The sequence below is a fragment of the Streptomyces sp. CG4 genome, from assembly GCF_041080655.1.
Classification (GTDB): domain Bacteria; phylum Actinomycetota; class Actinomycetes; order Streptomycetales; family Streptomycetaceae; genus Streptomyces.
Genome location: NZ_CP163525.1, coordinates 9,706,238 through 9,731,478 on the forward strand (window position 1 = coordinate 9,706,238; position 25,241 = coordinate 9,731,478).

Genomic DNA, 25,241 nt, shown 5'->3' on the forward strand with positions numbered 1-25,241 from the left:
GGGCGTGCGTCAAGGTGCGTCAAGGACGGCCGGCGCCGGGTCCGCAGAGGCCCTGGCCTGCGTGAGGGTCAGCCGACGTCCGGTCCCGAGCGGGCCCGGGAGCCGTAACCGTCGTCGGCCATGGGGTCGTCCAGATCTGGCATGAGGATCGGCCACAGCCCGGCGCGGGCGTGGTAGATGTTGACGATCACCAGCATCAGCAGGGTGAAGACGCCGTACTGGGCACCGTTCAGAGCCGGAACCAGATGCACCGGCAGCGTGTACGCCATCAGGGTCCGGATCCCCGAGTCCACGAGCAGCCCGATGCCCCAGATCACCGTGGTGACCCGCCAGATCCGCCGGAAACCGGGGACCTCCTCCCACAGTTCGTCCCAGTTCCGGCCATCCGTGGTACGCCGCTCCAGCAGCCGCCGCGAGAAACCGAACGCCAGCGGCCGCCTGCCGCGCAGCGACACGAGGAAGCCCACCCCGGCCACCGCCGTCAGCCAGCCATCCCGTACCAGCAGCAACCGTGCACTGCCCCCGACCACCGACACGACGATGCTGAGCACCAGCATGGTCGTCATGAACACACCCAGCGCATCGATCCGACGCGTCCTCGCGTACCCCACCAGGGTCGCCACGCCGGGAACCACCGCACCGGCGGTCAGCGCGATCAGATCGCTCACCCCGGCCGCCGTGAGCCCGTAGTAGAGGCCGATCGGGATGCCGAGATCCACCAGCACCGTCAGCAGCAGAGGCGGCCCTGAACTCCCGGAATCGGAGCGGTGAGAGTCACGGGGGGTCTCACCGCCGCCGACGGGGTCGTCGGACGGCTGGTCCGGGACGGTGCTTCCACGGCTGGTCATGTGTTCTCCGCCCGATGGGCCGTACGGAACGATTGCCAGGCCACCCGGACGCCAACCCCTCAAGGCAGTGCGGGTCACCACGTGCCCAGCCTACGTGCCGCCCCCGCCTCGCCCCAGCGACAGCCGACTGCATCGGGCCAACCCTTTGGAATTCCCTAGAACTCCGCGACGGTTCGCTGCCCTCCGCTCTCCCGGTGCTAGCTTCGGGCGCCAGATCCCCCCGTGCGCATGCCCTTTTCCCGCCGCGGCCGCAGGAACGAACCCTCTGCGCAGTTGTCTCGGCGTTGGAGACCTGTCACCCTCCGCTGACCCAGGAGACACCTGTGACCGACGTTCAAACGACTCCCGAGTCGCCCGCACCGACCGAATCCATACCCAGCCCCGGTCCGATGCGAGTGAAGGAGATGCGCGAGGTCATCAGAAACGTCCCGCGCTATCTGTCCGGCCTGCGCGACAAGCACGGCCCCCTCGTCCGCGTACCCATGGGAAAGACCGACGCATTCCTCGTCAGCGATTTCGACGTCGTGCAGGACGTCATCATCGCCTCCAGCCGGCGCTTCGACAAGGACGCCCAGAAGACCGGCCCCGGCCCCGACGACTGGGGCTCCAGCCTCGAACGCGTCCTCGGCAAGGGCCTGGTGACCAGCGTCGGCACCTACCACCGACGGCAGCGCAGGCTCATCCAGCCCGTCTTCCACCGCCAGCGCATCGCCGGATACGGATCCGCGTTCGCCTCCATCGCCGACGACTTCTCGGCCGGGTTCAGCGACGGCCGGCGGTTCAACTTCCACGAGTCCATGTACGAGCTCGCCCTCGGCATGGTCACCCGCACCCTCTTCGATGTGTCCCTCGAAAGCGAGGCCGCCGACCGCATCCGTACCGCCTTCCCCCGCGAAGGCGGCCCGCTGCGCTGGGAGCTGAGCCCGATCGGCAAGATCCTGCTCCGCCTGCCGCTGCGTGCCAACCGCCAGTTCAAGCAGGGGCTGAAGGCTGTCGACGACATCGTCTACGGCATGATCGAGGAACGGCGCAAGGGCTCCGGCGACGGTGAGGACCTGCTGTCCGTGCTGCTCACCGTCACCGACGCCGACACCGGTGAACACCTCACCGACCTGGAGCTGCGCGACGAGGCCATCACGTTGCTGATGGCCGGGCACGAAACCTCATCCGGCTCACTGACCTGGGCGTACTACCTGCTCGGCACCCACCCCGAGATCCGTGAGAAGCTCCACGCCGAGATCGACGAGGTCCTCGGGGACCGGCTGCCCACCGTCGAGGACCTGCCCCGCCTGCGGTTCACCGACGCGGTGTACTCGGAGGCACTGCGCCTGTACCCGCCGGCCTGGGTGCTCGTACGGCGCGCCCTGGAGGACTACACGGCCAACGGCTACCACATCCCGCGCAACAGCGTTCTCATGGTCAGCCCGTACGTCCTGCACCGCGACACCAGCTGGTGGCCCGAGCCGGAGCGGTTCGCCCCCCAGCGGTTCCTGCCGGAACCCGACCCGTCCGACCCGCTCACCGGCCACGCCAAGGCCCCCGGCCGCCCCAAACTGGCGTACCTGCCCTTCGGCGCCGGACCCCGCCAGTGCATCGGCAACGTCTTCGCCCAGATGGAAGGCGTCATGGCACTGGCGACCCTCAGCAGGCACTGGGAGTTCGAGCCCGTCGGCGATCCGCCGAACCGGGTCACCAGCGACTTCACCCTCCAGCCCCGCGGCGGCCTGGAGATGGTCGCCCACCGCAGGCGCTGAGAGCCGCCGACGGCCGCTGACCAGGGCCGGACTAGTAGAAGTCTCCCTAGATCACGAGCCGACCACGGGACTCACCCGCGGTCAGCCACCAGTATGAAAACGTCGTAACACCGTCGATCGCATCGTCACCGTCGATCGCATCGCAACCATCGATTGTCCCGCAGGTCGCGCGGCAGTCGGATCCGGCCGGAATGCGCGGCCAGAAAATATGCTGGATCCGTAGGGCGGAGGCAGTGGCCGTGTTGCCAGAAGACGCACAGGCACGGGAAAACGCGTCGGAATCCCTTCAGGGACCCGACTCCGTCGAGGGACGGGAATCCCATCGGGAGCCGGTGTCCCCCAGGCGTCCGGAACCCCTCCCGGGGGCCACGGCGCGTATCCCGTCCGAGCAGGAAAGTACGGCGTCCACGCAGAACGCGATAGCGGTCGTCGGAATATCCTGCCGTTTTCCCCAGGCACCCGACCCCGCCGCTTTCTGGCGCCTGCTGATCGAAGGCGAAAGCGCCGTCACCGAAACCCCCGAGAACCGCCGGGAAGCGCTCGCCCACGCTGACCGGGCCGGGACCGGAACCGTCCCCCGCGGCGGCTACCTCGACCACGTGGACCGCTTCGACGCCGGCTTCTTCGGCATCTCACCGCGCGAAGCCGCGGCGATGGACCCGCAGCAGCGCCTGGTCCTCGAACTCGGCTGGGAAACCCTGGAGGAAGCGGCCGTCGTCCCCGCCCGGCTGCGCGGCAGCCGCACCGGCGTCTTCGTCGGCGCCATCTGGGACGACTACGCCTCCCTCGCCCGCCGCCTCGGCCCCGAGGCCATCGGCCGGCACACCCTCAGCGGCCTGAACCGCGGCGTCATCGCCAACCGCCTCTCCTACGTCCTCGGCCTGCGCGGCCCCAGCCTCACCGTGGACGCCGGCCAGTCCTCCTCCCTGGTCGCCGTACACCTTGCCTGCGAGAGCCTGCGACGCGGCGAGTCCGAACTCGCCCTGGCCGGCGGAGTCAACCTCACCCTCGCCCCCGACAGCGCTCTGGCCTCCGCCGGTTTCGGCGCACTCTCCCCGGACGGCCACTGCTACACGTTCGACGCCCGCGCCAACGGCTACGTACGCGGAGAGGGCGGCGCCCTCGTCCTCCTCAAGCCCCTCGCCCGCGCCTTGGCCGACGGCGATCGCATCCACTGTGTCATCCGCGGCAGCGCCACCAACAACGACGGTGGCGGCGACGGCCTGACCGCCCCCCTGCGCGAGGCCCAGGAGGAAGTGCTGCGCCTCGCCTACCATCAGGCCGACGTGAACCCGGCCGACGTCCAGTACGTCGAACTGCACGGCACCGGCACCCGGCTCGGCGACCCCGTCGAGGCCGCGGCCCTGGGCACGGTCGTCGGCCGCGCCCGTAGCGACGGCTCCCCCCTGCTCGTCGGCTCCGTCAAGACCAACATCGGCCACCTGGAGGGCGCGGCCGGCATCGCCGGACTCCTGAAGACGGTCCTCTCCCTCAGCCACGGACGGATCCCCGCCAGCCTCAACTTCGAGAACCCGAACCCCGCCATCCCCCTGGACGACCTCAACCTGCGGGTCGCCACCGCGCACCAGCCGTGGCCCAGCCCGGACGGGCCGCGGCGAGCGGGCGTCAGCTCCTTCGGCATGGGCGGCACCAACTGCCATGTGGTGCTGGAGGAATGGCCCGGGCACGAGTCCGGCGAGGCGGACGAGTCCACGCCGGACACGGCTCCCACAGGTGCCGCCCGAGTTCCGCTCCCGTGGATCCTCACCGCCCGTACCCCCAGGGCACTGCGCGGCCAGGCCCGCCGACTGCTCACGCGCCTGGAGACCGACCCCGCTCCCGACCCGGCGGACGTCGCCTACTCCCTGGCCCAGACCAGGACCCGCTTCGAACACCGAGCCGTCGTACTCGGCGCGCACCGCGAAGAACTGCTGCGCGGCCTGACCGCCCTGGCCGACGACACCCCGTCACGCGCCGTCGTCACCGGAGCCTTCGAACCGGCCGCAGACGCCCGCTCCGCGTTCCTCTTCGCGGGCCAGGGATCACAACGGCTCGGCATGGGGCGGGAGTTGTACGAGACGTTCCCCGTCTTCGCCGAGGCCTTCGACGCGGTCGACGCGGAACTCCCGTTCAGTCTGCGTGAGGTGGTCTTCGGCGAGGACGGTGACAGCGGCGAGGACGGCGAGGACAGCGAGGACGTCAAGGGTGGCGGGGACGGCGAGGACAAGGCCGGGGACGCTGCCGCCGAGCGCCTGAAGCGGACGGAGTACGCGCAGTCGGCCCTCTTCGCCCTCGAAGTCGCCCTCTTCCGCCTCGCCGAGTCCTTCGGCGTACGCCCCGACATCCTGTTCGGCCACTCCGTCGGCGAGATCGCGGCGGCCCATGTGGCCGGGGTCTGGTCGCTGGCCGACGCCTGCCGTGTGGTCGTCGCCCGGGGACGGCTGATGCAGGCCCTGCCGACGGGCGGGGCGATGGTCGCCGTGCAGGCGACCGAGGACGAGGTGCTGCCCCTGCTGAACGACCAGATCGGCATCGCCGCCGTCAACGGTCCGCGTGCCGTGGTCGTGTCGGGCGCCGCCGAGGCCGTGGAGGAGGTGGCCGCGCACTTCCGCGCCCGCGACCGCAAGGTGACGGCGCTGCGCGTCAGCCACGCCTTCCACTCGCCGCTGATGGAGCCGATGCTGGACGAGTTCCGCGCCGTGCTCGCCGACGTCTCCTACGGCCGGCCCACGCTTGCGATCGTCTCCGACGTCACCGGCCGCCCCGCGACGCCCGAGGAACTGGCGTCCCCCGACTACTGGACGCAGCACGTCCGCCGTCCGGTACGGTTCGCCGACGGCATCCGGACCCTGGAGGAACAGGGCGTCCGCCGCATCCTCGAACTCGGCCCGGACGGCACCCTCACCGCCCTGGCCGAGGAGAGCCTGCACGACGACGAGGCGTTCGCGATTCCCGCCGTCCGCAAGGACCGCCCCGAGGCACACGCCTTCCTCACCGCCCTCGCCGCCCTGCACACCCGTGGCCTCCCCGTCGACTGGGCACCCGTCTTCACCGCGCACCACGCCCGGCGCACCGAACTGCCCACGTACGCCTTCCAGCGCCGCCGCCACTGGCTGTCCGACGCGGTGACGGACGGCGCCCCGTCGACGCCGGTCGGCGCCGAGGCCATGTCTTCCGTTGCGGCTCCCGACGCCGAGGACGGGGCCGTTGCCACTGAGGACGGGCTCGTCACCGACACTGAGGACATCGCCGAGATGGCCTCGCCTTTGCACGATCGTCTGGCCGGGCTCTCCCCGCGTGAGCGTCACGGCGCCCTGCTGGAGCTGGTCCGCGCCCACGCCGCGGACATCCTCAGCCACGACTCCGCGGACCAGGTCGAGTCGCGGCGCACCTTCAAGGATCTCGGCTTCGACTCCCTGACCTCCGTCGACCTCCGCAACCGGCTCAGGTCCGCGACCGGACTACGCCTGCCCGCCTCCCTGCTGTTCGACCATCCGACCCCCGAGGCCGTGGCCCGCCACCTGGACGGCCAACTCTCCGGCACCGTCACCACCGAGTCCGCTCTGCCCGTGCCGGCAAGTGTGGGCGACGATCCGGTGGTGATCGTGGGTATGGCGTGCCGGTTCCCGGGTGGGGTGGGTTCGCCGGAGGATCTGTGGCGGCTGGTGAGCGAGGGCGGTGATGCGATCGGCGGGTTCCCAGCCGACCGCGGCTGGGACCTCGACGCGCTGTACGACCCGGAGCCGGGCAGGGTTGGCCATACGTATGTGAGTCAGGGCGGTTTCCTCTACGACGCCGCCGAGTTCGACGCTGCCCTCTTCGGTATTTCGCCGCGTGAGGCGTTGGCGATGGATCCGCAGCAGCGGTTGCTGCTGGAGACGTCGTGGGAGGTCCTGGAGCGTGCGGGCATCGACCCGGCGTCGCTGCGTGGCAGCCGTACCGGCGTCTTCGCCGGGCTCGTGGAACAGGGCTATGGAGCCCGTCTGCGCGACGCCGTCGAGGAGTCCGACGGTTACGTCCTCACCGGTACGACCTTGAGCGTGGCGTCGGGTCGTATCGCGTACACCTTCGGTTTCGAGGGTCCTGCGGTGACGGTGGACACGGCGTGTTCGTCGTCGCTGGTGGCCCTGCACCTGGCGGTGCAGGCGCTGCGTTCGGGTGAGTGTGATCTGGCGTTGGCCGGTGGTGTGACGGTGATGGCGGGTCCGGAGATGTTCGTGGAGTTCTCGCGGCAGCGGGGGCTTGCGGTGGATGGGCGGTGCAAGGCGTTCTCTGATGGCGCGGATGGTACGGCGTGGTCGGAGGGTGTGGGTCTGCTGTTGGTGGAGCGGTTGTCGGATGCGCGTCGTCGTGGTCATCGGGTGGTGGCGGTGGTGGCGGGTTCGGCGGTGAACCAGGACGGTGCGAGCAATGGTCTGACGGCGCCGAATGGTCCGTCGCAGCAGCGGGTGATCCGTCAGGCGCTGGCCGGTGCGGGGCTGAAGCCCGCCGACGTGGATGTGGTGGAGGCGCATGGGACGGGTACGCCGTTGGGTGACCCGATCGAGGCGCAGGCCCTCCTCGCCACGTATGGTCAGGATCGTGAACGGCCTTTGTGGCTGGGTTCGTTGAAGTCGAACATCGGTCATGCGCAGGCGGCTGCCGGTGTGGGTGGTGTGATCAAGATGGTGATGGCGATGCGGCACGGGGTGCTGCCGCGCACCCTCCACATCGATGAGCCGTCCTCCCATGTCGACTGGACGGCGGGGGAGGTCAGCCTCCTGACGGACAACGTGGAGTGGCCTGAGTTGGGGGAGCGGCCCCGGCGTGCGGGTGTGTCGTCCTTCGGTATCAGCGGTACCAACGCCCATGTCATCCTCGAACAGGCCCCCGTCGCGTCGGCCGATCCCGTGGGTTCGGAGGCCGAGATGCGGCCGGGCCTTGCTGTGGTGCCGGTGGTGGTTTCGGGTGCGGGTGTGTCGGCGGTGCGTGGTCAGGCGGAGCGGTTGTGCGACTGGCTGGAGGGGGCGGCGGGTGACGGTGTGCGTGTGGCCGAGGTTGCTCTGGCCTCGGTGATGACTCGGAGTGTGCTGGAGCACCGGGCTGTTGTGTTTGCCGCGGACCGGGACGAGCTGCTGGCGGGTCTGGGTGCGCTGGCGGAGGGCCGGGAGGTGCCGGGGCTGGTCCGGGGCGCGGACGCGCGTGCCGGGAAGACGGCTCTGCTCTTCGCGGGCCAGGGTGCCCAACGGCTTGGTATGGGCCGGGAGTTGTACGAGACGTTTCCCGCCTTCGCCGAGGCCTTCGACGCGGTGGACGCGGAAATCCCCTTCGGCTTGCGGGAGGTGGTCTTCGGTGAGGACGCGGACCGTCTGAACCGGACCGAGTACGCCCAGCCCGCTCTCTTCGCTCTGGAAGTGGCGTTGTTCCGGTTGCTGGAGTCGTGGGGTGTGTGCCCGGATGTGCTGGCCGGTCATTCGATCGGTGAGATCGCGGCGGCGTATGTGGCGGGTGTGTGGTCGTTGGCGGATGCGTGTCGTCTGGTGGTGGCGCGTGGCCGGTTGATGCAGGCGCTGCCGTCTGGTGGGGCGATGGTCGCGCTGCAGGCGTCCGAGGACGAGGTGCTGCCCTTGCTCGATGACCGGGTGGGTGTTGCCGCGGTCAACGGCCCGCAGGCGGTCGTGATCGCCGGTGTGGCGGAAGCGGTGGAGGAGGTGGCCGGACGCTTCCGTGCCGAAGGCCGCAAGGTCACGGCTCTGCGGGTCAGCCACGCCTTCCACTCCCCGCTGATGGAGCCCATGCTCGCGGACTTCCGTGCCGTGGCTGCGACCCTGACCTACGGTGAACCCCGACTGTCCATTGTCTCCACGCTCACCGGCATGGTCGCGGAACCGGCCGAGCTCATGACCCCCGACTACTGGGTGCGGCACGTCCGCCAGGCCGTCCGCTACGGCGACGCCGTGCGCACGCTGGCCGAGCAGGGCGTCTCGCGGTTCGTGGAAGTTGGCCCGGACGGCACCCTCACCGCGCTCGCGCAGGCGTGCCTGGACATGGACGATGACGGGACGCTGTTCCTGCCGTCTCTGCGCAAGGACCGGCCGGAGGCCGGTACGGTGCTGGCCACGGTCGCCGGGTTGTTCACCCGGGGTGCCGAAGTGGACTGGCGCGCGGTGTTCACGGGGATCGGGGCCCGTTCGGTCGAGCTGCCGACGTACGCGTTCCAACGCAAGGGCTACTGGCCGACCCCGGCTGGGGGCCGGCTCGGCGGCGATGTCTCCGGGCTCGGCCTCTCCACCACTGATCATCCCCTTCTCGGCGCGGCCCTGGCGCCGGCCGACTCCGAAGGTGTGGTGTTCACCGGTCGCCTGTCGCTGCGAACCCACCCGTGGCTGCGGGACCACGTGGTGTCCGGCGCGGTCCTCTTCCCGGGCACCGGCTTCCTGGAACTCGTCCTCCGTGGTGCCGACGAGGTCGGGTGCGATCGGGTGGAGGAACTGACGATCGCCGTTCCGCTGGTGCTCTCCGAGCACGGCGGTGTGCGTGTCCAGGTGTTGGTCAACGGCCCGGACGAATCGGGCCGCCGTGGCGTCAGTGTCTTCTCCCGTCCCGACGACGCCTCGGGGAACGAGGCGTGGACCCTCCATGCCACGGGTGTGGTGAGCAGCGAGGACGTGGCTCCGCGGCCGAACGACCCCTTCGACTTCGGTGTGTGGCCGCCGCGAGGTGCCGTGGCTGAGCCGATCGAGGGTGCGTACGAGCGTTTCGCGGGGCTGGGGCTGTCGTACGGGCCGGCGTTCCAGGGACTGCGTGCGATGTGGCGTCGTGGCGAAGAAGTCTTCGCCGAGGTGACGCTGCCCGAGGCGCACGAGGATCTCGCGGCCCGGTTCGGGGTGCACCCGGCGCTGCTCGATTCCGTTCTCCACGCCGTCCTGCGGGGTGTGTTCGGTGCCGACGGTTCCCTGCGGCTGCCGTTCTCGTGGGGCGGCGTGTCGCTGTGGGCTTCGGGTGCGCGTGAGCTGAGGGTGCGCGTGGCTCCGGTGGGGCCGGACGCAGTGGCGCTCGTACTGGCGGACACGACCGGAGGCGCGGTGGCCTCCGTGGACTCCCTGGTGCTGCGCGAGGCGACCGGTGGGAGCGCGTCGGTGGACGGCGGTTCCCGAGACGGACTCTTCCAGCTCGACTGGGTGAGGGTGCCGGTCGCCGCCGGACCGGTTCCCGCGCTGAGCAATGGGCTGCCCGCGCCGGATGAGGCCGTCGCTGGTGAGGTGCTGGTGCGGGTCGAGCGTCCCGTCGGCAGTGAGCCGGAGGCCGCACACGCCGTCGTCCTGAGCGCTCTGGAACTTGTGCGTGCCTGGCTGGCGGAGGAGCGGTTCGAGGAGTCCCGTCTGGTGATCGTCACCGAGGGAGCGGTCGCACTCGACGAGACGTCAGCTGATCCTGCTCTGGCCGCGGTGTGGGGTCTGGTGCGGGCGGCTCGTGCGGAGAATCCGGGGCGGTTCGCGCTGCTGGATGTGGACGGCACGGACGAGTCGTGGGCGGTCGCAGCGGATGCCTTGAAGTCCGGCGAGACCGAGCTCGCCCTGCGCTCCGGAGTCGCCTTCGCCGCGCGTCTGGGCCGGGTCACGTCCGGTGGTGAACTCGCTCTGCCTGCTGGGGAGTCGGGGTGGCGGCTGGACATCGTGGAGAAGGGCACACTGGAGGGGCTGGCTCTGAAGCCGGTGGCCGTCGGTGAGCTGGCGGAGGGGCAGGTCCGTGTCGCGGTGCGTGCGGCGGGTGTCAACTTCCGTGATGTGCTGAACGCGCTCGGTATGTATCCCGGTGACGCGAAGGACTTCGGTCTGGAGGGTGCGGGTGTGGTGACCGAGGTCGGTCCGGGAGTGACCGGGCTGGCTGTGGGTGACCGGGTTTTCGGTATGTTCTCGGGTGCGTTCGGGCCGGTTGTGGTGGCGGATGCGCGGACGGTGGCGCGGGTTCCGGCGGGTTGGTCGTTCGCTCAGGCGGCTTCGGTGCCGATCGTGTTCCTGACGGCGTTCTACGCGTTGACCGATCTGGGTGGCGTTCAGGCTGGTGAGTCGGTGCTGGTGCATGCGGCGGCCGGTGGTGTGGGTATGGCCGCGGTGCAGTTGGCGCGGTGCTTGGGTGCCGAGGTGTTCGGTACGGCCAGTGCAGGCAAGTGGGACACGCTGCGCGGGCTCGGTCTGGACGATGCGCATATAGCCAGCTCTCGCGATACGGAGTTCGAGGGGGCTTTCCTTGCGGCGACCGGTGGCCGTGGCGTGGATGTGGTTCTGGACTCGCTTGCGGGTGAGTTCGTGGATGCGTCGTTGCGGTTGCTGCCGAGTGGTGGCCGGTTCCTGGAGATGGGCAAGACGGATGTCCGGGATGCGGAGGCGGTGGCCGTCGAGCATCCGGGTGTGATGTATCGGGCGTTTGACCTGATGGATGTGGCGCCTGCGCGGATCGGGCAGATGCTGGCCGACCTGGTGGCGCTGTTCGAGGCCGGGGTGCTCAAGCCTCTTCCGGTGACGTGCTGGGATGTGCGCAGGGCTCCTGAGGCGTTCCGGTATCTGTCGCAGGCGCGGCATGTGGGCAAGGTGGTGCTGACCGTTCCAACGGCGCTGGATCCGGCGGGGACGGTGCTGGTGACCGGTGGTACGGGTGGTCTGGGCGCGCTGGTGGCCCGTCACCTGGTCACCGAGCACGGGGTACGGCATCTGCTGCTGGCCAGCCGCCGCGGTCTTGAAGCCCCCGGTGCACGTGAACTCGCTGCAGAACTGATCGAATTGGGTGCGGAGGTCGAGGTCGCGGCCCTGGATGTCGCGGACCGTGCGACGCTGGCGGACGTGCTGGGCGCCGTACCCGCGGAGCATCCGCTGACTGCCGTGGTCCACACGGCCGGCATCGTCGACGACGGTGTGGTCTCGTCTCTCACCCCGGAGCGTGTGTCGCGGGTGCTGCGGCCGAAGGCGGACGCGGTCGTCCATCTTCATGAGCTGACCCGCGACGCGGACCTGTCGGCATTCGTCGTCTTCTCGTCGGTGATGGGCACTTTGGGCGGCGCGGGGCAGGCCAACTACGCGGCCGCCAACGCCTTCCTGGACGCCTTCGCCATCACTCGCCGCTCCTCCGGCCTGCCCGCTGTCTCCCTCGCCTGGGGGCCATGGGCGCCGGGTGCCGGTATGACGGCTGAGCTGAGTGAGGCAGATCTGCGGCGCATGGAACGCAGTGGCATGCTCCCGCTCGCACCGGAGCGCGGACTCGGACTGCTGGACGCGGTGCTGAGGCAGGGCCCTGCGATGGAGCGGGCCGCCATGCTGCCCATCGACCTCGATCTCGCGGGGCTGCGGCGGCGCGCGGCGGAGGAGGTACCGGCGCTGCTGCGTGCTCTGGTCCGTGTGCGTGCGCGCCGCAAGGCGGTGACCGCCGCCGGGGCCCACCACCAGGACCTCAAGGCACAGCTCACGGCGGCACTGCCGGCAGACCGCGACAGACTCGTGGCCGACGTGGTCCAGGGCGCGGCAGCCGCCGTACTCGGCCATGCCTCCGCCGCTGACATCCAGGCGGACCACAGTTTCAAGGAACTGGGCTTCGACTCACTGACCTCGGTCGAGCTGCGGAACCGCGTGAACGCGGTCACCGGCATGCGGCTCCCCGCAACCCTGATCTTCGACTACCCCACGCCTGCCGCACTGATCCAACACATCAAGACGGAGCTACTGGGCGGAGAGGGACACACCTCGACCGCCGTGCTGCCCGTGCCGGCGAGTGTGGGCGACGATCCGGTGGTGATCGTGGGTATGGCGTGCCGGTTCCCGGGTGGGGTGGGTTCGCCGGAGGATCTGTGGCGGTTGGTGAGCGAGGGCGGTGATGCGATCGGCGGGTTCCCGGCCGACCGTGGCTGGGACCTGGACGCGCTGTACGACCCGGAGCCGGGCACGCCGGGCCGGGTGTACGTCCGTGAGGGTGGTTTCCTTTACGACGCCGCCGAGTTCGACGCTGCTCTCTTCGGTATTTCGCCGCGTGAGGCGTTGGCGATGGATCCGCAGCAGCGGTTGCTGCTGGAGACGTCGTGGGAGGTCTTCGAGCGTGCGGGCATCGACCCGGCGTCGCTGCGTGGCAGTCGTACGGGCGTCTTCGCCGGCGCCATGGCCCAGGACTACGGCGCTTCGTTGCGGGGCACGTCGGAAGGTGCTGACGGCTACCTGCTGACTGGGAACACGGGCAGTGTGGCGTCGGGTCGCATCGCGTACACCTTCGGTTTCGAGGGTCCTGCGGTGACGGTGGACACGGCGTGTTCGTCGTCGCTGGTGGCCCTCCACCTGGCGGCGCAGGCGCTGCGCTCCGGCGAGTGCGACCTGGCACTGGCCGGTGGTGTGACCGTCATGTCGACGCCCGAGACCTTCCTTGAATTCTCGCGGCAGCAGGGGCTTGCGGTGGATGGGCGGTGCAAGGCGTTCTCGGATGGCGCGGATGGTACGGCGTGGTCGGAGGGTGTGGGTCTGCTGCTGGTGGAGCGGTTGTCGGATGCGCGTCGTCGTGGTCATCGGGTGGTGGCGGTGGTGGCGGGTTCGGCGGTGAACCAGGACGGTGCGAGCAATGGTCTGACGGCGCCGAACGGTCCGTCGCAGCAGCGGGTGATCCGGCAGGCGCTGGCCGGTGCCGGGCTGAAGCCCGCCGACGTCGACGCCGTGGAGGCGCACGGGACGGGTACTCCGCTGGGTGACCCGATCGAGGCGCAGGCCCTCCTCGCCACGTATGGTCAGGATCGTGAACGGCCTTTGTGGCTGGGTTCGTTGAAGTCGAACATCGGTCATGCGCAGGCTGCTGCCGGTGTGGGTGGTGTGATCAAGATGGTGATGGCGATGCGGCACGGGGTGCTGCCGCGCACCCTCCACGCCGACGAGCCGTCCTCCCACGTCGACTGGACGGTCGGAGACATCACCCTGCTGACACAGAACGTGGATTGGCCTCAGCCGGAGGAGCGGCCCCGGCGTGCAGGTGTGTCCTCCTTCGGTATCAGCGGCACCAACGCCCACGTCATCCTCGAACAGGCCCCTGATACGTCGGCGGGCACGGAGAAAACCGAGACCGACAAGGCATCGGCGCTCCCACGAGTCCTGCCGTGGATCCTGTCCGCGGTCGGCGGCGGACTGGTCGCTCAGGCCGAGCGCCTGGCAGCCTTCGTCGAGGCCCGGCCCGACCTGTCCCTCAGCGACACCGCTCTGACACTGGCCACCACACGGACTGTGCTGGAACACCGTGCCGTGCTCCTGGCCGCCGACCGTACGCAGCTGCTGCACGCTCTCGGCTCGCTGGCCGAGGACCGTACCGAGCCCAATGTCATACGGAACTCCGCACAGACCGGCGGTCGTACGGCCTTCCTGTTCGCGGGACAGGGTTCGCAGCGGCTGGGCATGGGACGGGAGTTGTACGAGACGTATCCCGCCTTCGCCGAGGCCTTCGACGCGGTGGACGCGGAACTCCCCTTCAGCCTGCGAGATGTGGTGTTCGGTGAGGACGCGGAGCGTCTGAACCGGACGGAGTACGCTCAGCCTGCCCTCTTCGCTCTGGAAGTGGCCCTGTTCCGGCTGCTGGAGTCGTGGGGTGTGCGCCCGGACGTTCTCGTTGGGCACTCGATCGGTGAGATCGCCGCCGCGCATGTGGCGGGGGTGTGCTCGCTGGCCGATGCGTGCCGTCTGGTGGTGGCTCGGGGGCGGCTGATGCAGGCGCTGCCGTCCGGCGGGGCGATGGTCGCCGTGCAGGCGTCCCAGGACGAGGTCCTGCCTCTGCTCGACGACCGGGTGGGCATCGCGGCGGTCAATGGTCCTCGTGCGGTGGTGATTTCGGGTGAGGCCGAGGCGGTCGAGGAGATCGCGGACGGTTTCCGCGCCCGGGACCGCAAGGTGACGGCCCTGCGGGTGAGTCATGCCTTCCACTCGCCGCTGATGGAGCCGATGCTCGACGACTTCCGAGCCGTGGCCGAGAGCCTGGACTACGCCGAGCCGCGCATACCGTTCGTGTCCACGCTGACCGGCGAGGCGGCTGCGGATGAGGAGTTGACGTCCGCGGGCTACTGGGTGGAGCACGTACGCCGGACCGTGCGGTTCGCCGACGCGGTCCGCCGCCTGGACGAACAGAGCGTGTCCCGCTTCGTGGAACTGGGGCCGGACGGCACGCTCACCGCGCTCGCCCAGGGCAACCTCGACGAGGTGGGCCAGGACCTCCTCCTGACCCCGACCCTGCGCAAGGACCGCCCCGAGGCCGACTCGTTGCTCGCTGCAGCGGCGGAGCTGTTCACGCGAGGCGCGGCGCTCGACTGGACCGCTGTCTTCGCCGGCCCGGCCGTTGCCGCGGCACATGTGGAGCTGCCGACGTACGCGTTCCAGCGACGCCGCTTCTGGCCCAGTGCCTCCGCGATGCACACCAGGGATCTGGGTGTGGTGGGTTTGGGTTCGGTGGGGCATCCGTTGTTGGGTGCGGCGGTGGAGTTGGCTGGTGGGGACGGTCTGTTGTTGACGGGTCGTTTGTCGTTGGTGTCGCAGGGGTGGTTGCGGGACCATGTGGTGGCGGGTGTGGTGGTGTTTCCGGGGACGGGGTTCCTGGAGTTGGCGTTGCGTGCGGGTGAGTTGGCGGGTTGTGAGCGGGTTGAGGATCTGACGGTTGCGGTGCCGTTGGTGGTGCCGGAGCGTGGTGGGGTCCGGGTTCAGGTGCGGGTGGGTGCGGCGGATGATGCGGGCCGGCGCACATTGGAGATCCACTCCCGTGCTGAGGATGCTCTGGATTCCGATCCGTGGGTGCTTCATGTGACGGGTGTGCTGGCCGCCGTTTCGGATGCCTCGCCTGTGGGTTCCTTCGATTTTGGTGTGTGGCCGCCGCGGGGTGCGGTGGTGGAGTCGGTGGAGGGTGTGTACGAGCGTTTCGCGGGGCTGGGTCTGTCGTATGGTCCGGTGTTCCGGGGTTTGCGTGGTGTGTGGCGGCGTGGGGATGAGGTGTTTGCCGAGGTTGGTGTGCCGGAGGGGCATGAGGATCTGGCGGGTCGGTTTGGTGTGCATCCGGCGTTGGTGGATGCTGCGTTGCATGGGGTGATGTTCACGTCGGTGTTCGGGGACGGGCGGGTGCGGTTGCCGTTCTCGTGGGCGGGTGTGTCGTTGTGGGCGTCGGGTGCGCGTGTGTTGCGGGTGCGGTTGGTGCCGGTGGGGCCGGATGCGGTGGCGTTGGAGCTGGCGGATCCGGTGGGTGGTCTGGTGGCTTCGGTGGAGTCGCTGACTTTGCGGGAAGCGGCCGGCGAACTCGCGACGGCGGCCGGTGCGGGCCACTCCGACAACCTCTTCCAGGTCGACTGGGTTCCCGTACCGATCGAAGCGGCCGTCGAAGGCCCGGCGTACGCCCATGATCTCTCCAAGGAGCTGCCTGGCACGTCGGTCGAGTCCGGAGCAGACGTTCTGGTGCGGGTCGAGCGGCCGACCGGCGATGCGGCCGAGGCCGCACACGCGGTCTCGGCCGACATGCTCGCCCGCGTCCAGCAGTGGCTGGCGGAGGAGCGGTTCGAGGGCGCCCGCCTGGTGGTCGTCACGGAAGGAGCCGTCGCGCTCGACGAGGCGATCGCCGACCCGGCCCTGGCGGCGGTGTGGGGTCTGGTGCGCGCGGCACGCGCCGAGGCACCGGACCGGTTCGCGCTGCTGGATGTCGACGGCGCGGACGAGTCCTGGGCCCTCGTGCCGGCGGCACTCGCTTCGGGCGAACCGGAGCTGGCGCTGAGCGGCGGCACGGCCTATGCGCCCCGTCTGACCCGCACGACGAACGGCACGGCGCTGACGCCTCCTGCGGGGGAATCCGCATGGCGGCTGGACATCGTGGAGAAGGGCACGCTGGGCGGGCTGGCTCTGACGCCGTTCGCCGACAGTGAGTTGGCGGAGGGACAGGTCCGCATTGCCGTACGTGCCGCGGGTGTCAACTTCCGTGATGTGCTGAACGCGCTCGGTATGTATCCCGGGGACGCGAAGGACTTCGGTCTGGAGGGTGCGGGTGTGGTGGCCGAGGTCGGTCCCGGAGTGACGGGACTGGCTGTCGGGGACCGGGTGATGGGCCTGTTCCCGGGTGCGTTCGGGCCGGTTGTGGTGGCGGATGCGCGGACGGTGGCGCGGGTTCCGGCGGGTTGGTCGTTCGCTCAGGCGGCGTCGGTACCGGTCGTGTTCCTGACGGCGTTCTACGCGCTGACCGATCTTGGTGGCGTTCGGGCTGGTGAGTCGGTGCTGGTGCATGCGGCGGCCGGTGGTGTGGGTATGGCGGCCGTGCAGTTGGCGGGGCATTTGGGTGCCGAGGTGTTCGGTACGGCGAGTGTGGGCAAGTGGGACACGCTGCGCGGCCTCGGTCTGGATGACAGTCACATCGCGTCGTCCCGGGACACGGAGTTCGAGAAGGCCTTCCTTGCGGCGACCGGTGGTCGTGGCGTGGATGTGGTTCTGGACTCGCTCGCGGGTGAGTTCGTGGACGCGTCGTTGCGGTTGCTGCCGGGTGGTGGCCGGTTCCTGGAGATGGGCAAGACGGATGTCCGGGATGCGGAGGCGGTGGCTGCCGAGCATCCGGGTGTGATGTATCGGGCGTTTGACCTGATGGATGTGGCGCCTGCGCGGATCGGGCAGATGCTGGCCGAGCTGGTGGCGCTGTTCGAGGCAGGAGTGCTCAAGCCTCTTCCGGTGACGTGCTGGGATGTGCGCAGGGCTCCTGAGGCGTTCCGGTATCTGTCGCAGGCGCGGCATGTGGGCAAGGTGGTGCTGACCGTTCCGACGGCGCTGGATCCGGCGGGGACGGTGCTGGTGACCGGTGGTACGGGTGGTCTGGGTGCGCTGGTGGCCCGTCACCTGGTCACCGAGCACGGGGTACGGCATCTGCTGCTGGCCAGCCGTCGCGGTCTCGAAGCCCCCGGTGCGCGCGAACTCGCCGCAGAGCTTGCTCAGTTGGGTGCGCAGGTCGAGGTCGCGGCGGTGGACGTCGCCGACCGGGATGAGTTGTCCGCCCTGCTGGACACGGTCCCCACCGATCACCCGTTGACTGCCGTGGTCCACACGGCCGGTGTCCTGGACGACGGTGTGGTCTCCTCACTGACCCCGGAGCGCGTATCGCGGGTCCTGCGGCCGAAGGCCGATGCCGTGGAGCACCTGCACGAGCTGACCCGTGACGCGGACCTGTCCGCGTTCGTGGTCTTCTCCTCCGTCGCCGGTACGTTCGGTGGGGCGGGGCAGGCCAACTACGCAGCCGCCAACGCCTTCCTGGACGCCTTCGCGACCATCCGCCGTGCCTCCGGCCTGCCCGCGACCGCCCTGGCCTGGGGCCCGTGGGCACCCGGCGCCGGCATGACCGCCGAACTGACCGAGGCGGACCTGCGGCGCCTCGCACGCAACGGCATGCTACCGCTCGCTCCCGAACAGGGCCTCGGACTGCTGGACACCGTGCTGGATCTGGGAGCGGCGCTGGAACGGGCCGCCGTACTGCCGGTCGAACTGGACGTCGCGGCGCTGCGCCGACGGACGCCGGAGGACGTTCCCGCGCTGCTGCGCGCCCTGGTTCGAGCCCGCGGCCGTCGCAAGGCCGAGATCGGGGCGGGCGGCGACGCCACGGACCTGCGGCAGCGCCTGCTCGCCCTGCCGGTCGTAGACCGTGAGCGCTTCCTGCGGGACTTCGTCTCGGCACAGGCCGCCTCGGTCCTCGGGCACGCGTCGACCCAACAGGTCGAGGCAGAACAGACCTTCAAGGACCTCGGATTCGACTCCCTCACCTCGGTCGAGCTGCGCAACCGCGTGAACGCGGCCACCGGCATGCGGCTCCCCGCAACCGTGGTCTTCGACTACCCGACCCCGGCGGATGTGGCCCGTTTCGTGCTCGCGGAGCTGATGGAGGACGGCGGACCCGATGCCGTCACCGCCGCCGTACTGCCCGCGCCGACGAGTATCACCGACGATCCGGTGGTGATCGTGGGTATGGCGTGCCGGTTCCCGGGTGGGGTGGGTTCGCCGGAGGATCTGTGGCGGTTGGTGAGCGAGGGCGGTGACGGGATTGGCGGGTTCCCGGCCGACCGTGGCTGGGACTTGGAGGCGCTCTACGATCCCGAGCCCGGCATGCCCGGCCGGACGTACGTCCGTGAGGGCGGCTTCCTCTACGACGCCGCCGAGTTCGACGCTGCTCTCTTCGGTATTTCGCCGCGTGAGGCGTTGGCGATGGATCCGCAGCAGCGGTTGCTGCTGGAGACGTCGTGGGAGGTCCTGGAGCGTGCGGGCATCGACCCGGCGTCGCTGCGTGGCAGTCGTACGGGCGTCTTCGCCGGCGCCATGGCCCAGGACTACGGCTCCTTCCTCCGCTCGGGCGAGCTCGACTCCGGCGGCTATCTGATGACGGGGAACACCGGCAGTGTGGCGTCGGGTCGTATCGCGTACACCTTCGGTTTCGAGGGTCCTGCGGTGACGGTGGACACGGCGTGTTCGTCGTCGCTGGTGGCCCTGCACCTGGCGGCGCAGGCGCTGCGCTCGGGTGAGTGCGACCTGGCCCTGGCCGGTGGTGTGACGGTCATGTCGACGCCCGAGACCTTCCTTGAGTTCTCGCGGCAGCGGGGGCTTGCGGTGGATGGGCGGTGCAAGGCGTTCTCTGATGGCGCGGATGGTACGGCGTGGTCGGAGGGTGTGGGTCTGCTGCTGGTGGAGCGGTTGTCGGATGCGCGTCGTCGTGGTCATCGGGTGTTGGCGGTGGTGGCGGGTTCGGCGGTGAACCAGGACGGTGCGTCGAATGGTCTGACGGCGCCGAACGGTCCGTCGCAGCAGCGGGTGATCCGGCAGGCGCTGGCGGGTGCCGGGCTGAAGCCCGCCGATGTGGATGTGGTGGAGGCGCATGGGACGGGTACGCCGTTGGGTGACCCGATCGAGGCGCAGGCGCTCCTGGCGACCTATGGCCAGGATCGTGAACGGCCTTTGTGGCTGGGTTCGTTGAAGTCGAACATCGGTCATGCGCAGGCGGCTGCCGGTGTGGGTGGTGTGATCAAGATGGTGATGGCGATGCGGCACGGTGTGCTGCCGCGCACCCTCCACGCCGACGAGCCGTCCTCCCATGTCGACTGGACGGCGGGGGAGGTCAGCCTCCTGACGGACAACGTGGAGTGGCCTCAGTCGGGGGAGCGGCCCCGGCGTGCGGGTGTGTCCTCCTTCGGTATCAGCGGCACCAACGCCCATGTCATCCTCGAACAGGCCCCCGATACGGCGGCGGATACGGAGAAGACCGAGACCGACGGCAGGAATGTCCTCCTGCCCCTCTCCGCCGCGGAGCCCCGAGCGCTGAGGGCCCAGGCCGAGCGGCTGGCGACCTTCCTGTCGTCCGACCCCGAGCTGTCGCACCACGACGTCGCACGGTCGCTCGCGAAGACGCGTTCCGCGCTGGAGCACCGCGCGGTCGTTGTGGCAGCCGACCGGCAGCAGGCCCTGCGGGGCCTCCGGGCACTGGCCGACCAGGAGCCCGTCGGCCATGTGGTCACCGGCACGGCGGTCGCCGGCGGTGGTCGTACCGTCTTCCTGTTCGCGGGCCAGGGTTCCCAACGGCTGGGCATGGGCAGGGAATTGTACGAGACGTATCCCGTCTTCGCCGAGGCCTTCGACGCCGTGGACGCGGAACTCCCGTTCAGCCTGCGGGAGGTCGTCTTCGGCGAGGACGCGGACCTGCTGAACCGCACCGAGTACGCGCAGCCCGCCCTCTTCGCCCTCGAAGTGGCCCTGTTCCGGCTGCTGGAGTCCTGGGACGTGCGCCCGGACCTACTGCTCGGGCATTCCATTGGTGAGATCGCCGCCGCCCACGTAGCCGGCGTGTGGTCCCTTGCCGATGCCTGCCGCCTGGTCGCGGCCCGCGGCCGGCTGATGCAGGCGCTGCCGTCCGGCGGGGCGATGGTGTCCCTCCAGGCGTCCGAGGACGAGGTGGTGCCGCTGCTGGCGGGCCGGGAGGACGAGGTCGGCATCGCTGCCGTCAACGGTCCGGAGGCGACCGTGGTCGCGGGCACCGAAGCCGCCGTAGAGGAGATCGCCGTTCACTTCCGCGGCCTCGACCGCAAGGCGACCAGGCTGCGGGTCAGCCACGCGTTCCACTCCCCGCTGATGGAGCCCATGCTCAACGAGTTCCGTACGGTCGCGGAGAACCTGGCGTACGACCGGCCGCGGCTGACCGTCGTGTCGGGGCTCACCGGGGACGTCGCCGACGCCGACGACCTGATGACGCCCGGCTACTGGGTGCGGCACGCTCGCCACGCGGTGCGGTTCGCCGACGGCGTGCGCCGGGTGCGGGCCGAAGGAGTTCGTAACTGGCTGGAGTTGGGGCCGGACAGCACGCTCACTGCCCTGGCCCAGGCCGAGGCGGGTGGCGAACCGGCCGAGCAGGCGCTGTTCGTGCCGTCGCTGCGCAAGGACCGCGACGAGCTGATGGCGCTGCTGAACGCCGTGGCCGCGTTGTACGCCCTTGGCACCGAACTGTGCTGGTCGGCCGTGTTCGCCGGTACCGGAGGCGGCCGCGTCGATCTGCCGACGTACGCGTTCCAGCGGCAGCGCTTCTGGCCGGGCGCCCCGAGCGCCACAGCGGGCGACGCCGCGGGGCTCGGCCTCACGGCCTTTGGCCATCCGCTGCTCGGCGCCGAAGTCACGCTGGCGGAAGGGGGAGGGGCCCTGCTCACCGGCAGGCTCTCGCTCAGGACCCAGCCTTGGCTGCGGGACCACGCGGTGGCGGGCACAGTGCTGTTCCCGGGCACGGGCTTCCTGGAACTGGCGCTGCAGGCGGGTCTCCGTGTCGGCTGCCGAGGTGTGGCGGACCTGACGCTGGAGACGCCGCTGGTCCTGTCGGAACGAAGGGGCGTACGGGTCCAGGTCGCCGTCGGCGGTCCGGACGAGTCGGGGCGGCGTACCGTGTCCGTCCACTCGCAGGCCGATGCCGAGGGCACCGTGACCGAGGGCTGGGTCCGGCACGCCACCGGCCTCCTCGATGAGCACCGCGACGACGAGGCGGACCGCTCCGTCGAGGCGAACGGTCTCGGCGGAGCGGGTGACCTGGAGAGCTGGCCGCCCGCCGACGCGGCCCCCGTCCCGCTGCACGGCTTCTACGAGCGGCTCGCGGAAGAGGGATACGCCTACGGCCCGGTGTTCCAGGGCCTGCGTGCCGTCTGGCGGCAAGGCGACGACGTCTGTGCCGACGTCAGGCTGCCCGCCGACCAGCAGGACGAGGCCCAGCGCCACGGCCTGCACCCGGCCCTGCTGGACGCGACGCTGCACGCCTGGCTCGCCGCCGGGCGTACGGTCGCCGATGGTTGCGGCGGTGTGCGGCTGCCGTTCTCGTGGAGTGGTGTCTCGCTGGCCGCGGTGGGTGCGTCCGCCGTGCGAGTGCGGCTGTCGCCGGTGGACGAGGACACCCTCACGCTCACCCTCGCCGACGGAGAGGGCCGTGCCGTGGCCCGTGTCGACGCCCTCACGCTGCGGGAGTTGAGCAAGGACGCCCTGGTGCCTGCCGCCGGGGCCTCGGCCGGGCCGCAGGCCGCGCTGTTCCGGCTGGAGTGGAGCGCGTTGCCCGCACCGTCCGGCTCCCTCCCCGACCCGGACGAGCGGTGGGCCGTCGTCGGACCCGAGATCGCCGGGCTCCGCGAAGCCCCAGCCGGACACTACGGCGATCTCACGGCCCTGGCCGACGCCGTCGCGGAGGGAACGCCACTGCCCGGCGCGGTACTCGTCGCCTGCGGTCCGTCCGTGGCCGAGGGGCCGTTGCCGGGCGCGGCCGGCAACGGTGCCTCGCAGACGGTGGAAGCCACCAGGACGGCGCTGCACCACGTCCTCTCCCTCGTGCAGGACTGGCTGGCCGACGACCGCTTCGGCGCCGCCAAGCTGGTGCTGGTGACACGGGGGGCGATGCCCGCCGACGGCGACCAGGCCCTCACCGACCCGGTGGCGGCCTCCGTGTGGGGGCTCGTCCGCTCCGCACAGTCGGAGCACCCCGGACGTCTGGTCCTGCTGGACCTCGCGTCCCACATGCCCGAGCCCCCCGACCAGGTCACAGGTGCGGACGGCGACGCCGGTGCCGGCACCGAGACCGACCCGGCCCCGGCCCTCGCCTCCGGCGAACCCCAAGTCGCCCTCCGCGGCGGCGTCACCCACGTGCCCCGGCTGGCACCGGCCGGCACCGGCGGCGCGCTGCTCCCGCCGCCCGGAGAACCCGTGTGGCGGCTGGACGTCACCACGCCCGGCACTCTCGACAGTCTGGCCCTGGTCGGCTGCCCCGAGGTCACCGGACCGCTCGGCGCCGGCGAGGTACGGGTGGCGATGCGGGCCACCGGCGTCAACTTCCGCGACGTCCTGGTCTGCCTCGGCATGCTCGACCGTGAGGTGCCGGGCCGCGAGGGCGCGGGTGTGGTCCTGGAGACCGGCCCGGGCGTCACCGGCCTCACCCCCGGTGACCGGGTCCTCGGACTGTTCTCCGGGGCGTACGGCCCGCTCGCGGTGACCGATCACCGCCTGCTGACCCGGCAACCCGACGACTGGTCCTTCACCGAGGCCGCCGCGGCGCCCATCGTCTTCCTCAGCGCCTACCACGGCCTGGTGGACCTGGCGGATCTGCGCCCCGGCGAGTCCGTCCTCGTTCACGCGGGCACCGGCGGCGTCGGCATGGCCGCCGTACAGCTCGCCCGGCACCTGGGTGCCGAGGTCTTCGCCACCGCGGCACCCGCCAAATGGGAGACCTTGCGGGCGATCGGCCTGGACGACGACCACATCGCGTCCTCGCGCGACTCGGACTTCGAGGAGAAGTTCCTGCGCGTGACCGGGGGACGCGGCATGGACGTCGTACTCAACTCCCTGGCCCGGGAACTGATCGACGCCTCGTTCCGGCTGCTTCCGCGCGGCGGCCGCTTCATCGAGATGGGCAAGACCGACCTGCGCGACGCGCAGACCGTCGCCACGGAGCACCCCGGGGTCGTGTACCGGGCGTTCGACCTCAGGGACGTCGATCCCGACCACACCGCCGACATGCTCACGGCCGTGCTCGCCCTGTTCGAACAGCGGGCGCTGCGTCCGCTCCCGGTCACCACATGGGACGTACGGCGGGCCCCGGAGGCGTTCCGGTACCTCAGCCAGGCCCGGCACACCGGCAAGATCGTCCTCACCGTTCCCGAAGTGCCGACCGACCTCGCCCGCACCGCGGCCGACGACGGACACACCAGGACGGCGGCCGGCGACGAAGGCACCGGACAGGGCGCCCGCGACGGACGTACCGCCGAGCGCACCCGTACCCACGGCACCGTGCTGATCACCGGCGGCACCGGCACCCTCGGCGCACTGTTCGCCCGGCACCTGGTGACCCGCCACGGCGTCCGCCACCTCCTGCTGACCAGCCGCAGCGGTCCCGACGCCCCGGGTGCCGCGGAGCTCACCGCGGAACTGACCGGACTCGGTGCCACCGTCACGGTCGCCGCATGCGACATCGCCGACCGGCAGGCCCTGGCCGGACTGCTCGCGGAGATCCCCGCCGAGCGTCCGCTCACCGCCGTCATCCACGCGGCCGGCATCCTCGACGACGGCATCCTGGACGCCATGACGCCCGACCGCGTCGACCGTGTCCTCGGGCCCAAGGCACAGGCCGCGTGGAACCTGCACGAACTGACCCGCGACCTGAACCTGTCGGCGTTCGTCCTCTTCTCCTCCGTGGCCGCCACCTTCGGCAGCCAGGGGCAGGCCAACTACGCCGCCGCCAACGCCTTCCTCGACACCCTGGCCCAGTACCGCAGGGCCCAGGGACTGCCCGCGCTCTCCCTGGCCTGGGGCCTGTGGGACACCGACGACGGCATGGCGGGCACCCTCGGCGCGGCGGACATCCGGCGCATCGGCCGCATGGGCCTCGCACCCCTGCCCGCCGACGAGGGCCTGGCCCTGTTCGACGCGGCCCTCACTGCCGACCAGGCGCTGCTGCTGCCCACCCGCCTCGACCTGGCGGGACTGGAACGCCGCGGGACCGAGCCACCCGCCCTGCTCAAGGCACTGGCTCGGACCACGGTACGGCGGGCCGCCGCCGACACCCCCGGCACCGCGGGCGGAGCCCAGCGCGAAGGCAGCGGTACGACGGTGGCGTTCACCGAGCAGCTGCGCCTGCTGCCCGCCGAGGAACGGGAACGAGCCGCCCTGGACCTGGTCCGCACCCACACCGCGGCGGTCCTCGGACACTCCGACCCCGAAGCGGTCGACGCCGACCGGCCGTTCAAGTCGCTGGGCTTCGACTCGCTCACCGCGGTCGAGATGCGCAACCGCCTCGGCACGGCCACCGGGCTCACCCTGCGGGCCACGCTGATCTTCAGCTACCCGACGCCCGCGGTCCTCGCCCGGTACCTGCTGGAACAGTGCGCACCGCAGGAGGCACGCCCCGCGGACCTCCTCCTCGCGGAACTCGACAAGCTCGAGTCCGTCATGGCCGGCCTCGACCGTGCGGCCGACGCCGCGACGGGCGACGGCGAGCTGGACGACAAGGTGACCGCCAGACTGCGGGAGCTGCTGACCCGGTGGACGGGCGGCGCGGACGGCACGACCACGGCCGGCACCGGACTCGAATCCGCAACGGACGACGAGATGTTCGACCTCATCAACAAAGAGCTGGGCATTTCCTGACCCCGACC

Annotated in this window: 3 protein-coding genes; 2 read left to right on the forward strand and 1 reads right to left on the reverse strand. The window is 70.7% G+C overall.

Annotated elements, in window-relative coordinates; genetic code table 11:
• Positions 1 to 68: 68 nt before the first annotated feature.
• Positions 69 to 848, reverse strand: a complete 780-nt coding sequence (locus AB5L52_RS44330; protein ID WP_369368682.1) for a VC0807 family protein — start codon at positions 846 to 848, stop codon at positions 69 to 71.
• 323 nt (positions 849 to 1,171) lie between these two features.
• Here AB5L52_RS44330 and AB5L52_RS44335 point away from each other — a divergent pair, with 323 nt between their 5' ends.
• Together AB5L52_RS44335 and AB5L52_RS44340 are read left to right on the forward strand one after the other, a co-directional pair.
• Positions 1,172 to 2,602 (forward strand): cytochrome P450, encoded by a 1,431-nt coding sequence (locus AB5L52_RS44335; RefSeq protein ID WP_369368683.1) that lies wholly within the window; start codon positions 1,172 to 1,174, stop codon positions 2,600 to 2,602.
• 332 nt (positions 2,603 to 2,934) lie between these two features.
• Positions 2,935 to 25,233, forward strand: coding sequence for an SDR family NAD(P)-dependent oxidoreductase (locus AB5L52_RS44340; RefSeq protein ID WP_369368684.1), 22,299 nt, complete (start codon positions 2,935 to 2,937; stop codon positions 25,231 to 25,233).
• The last annotated feature ends 8 nt before the right edge of the window (positions 25,234 to 25,241 follow it).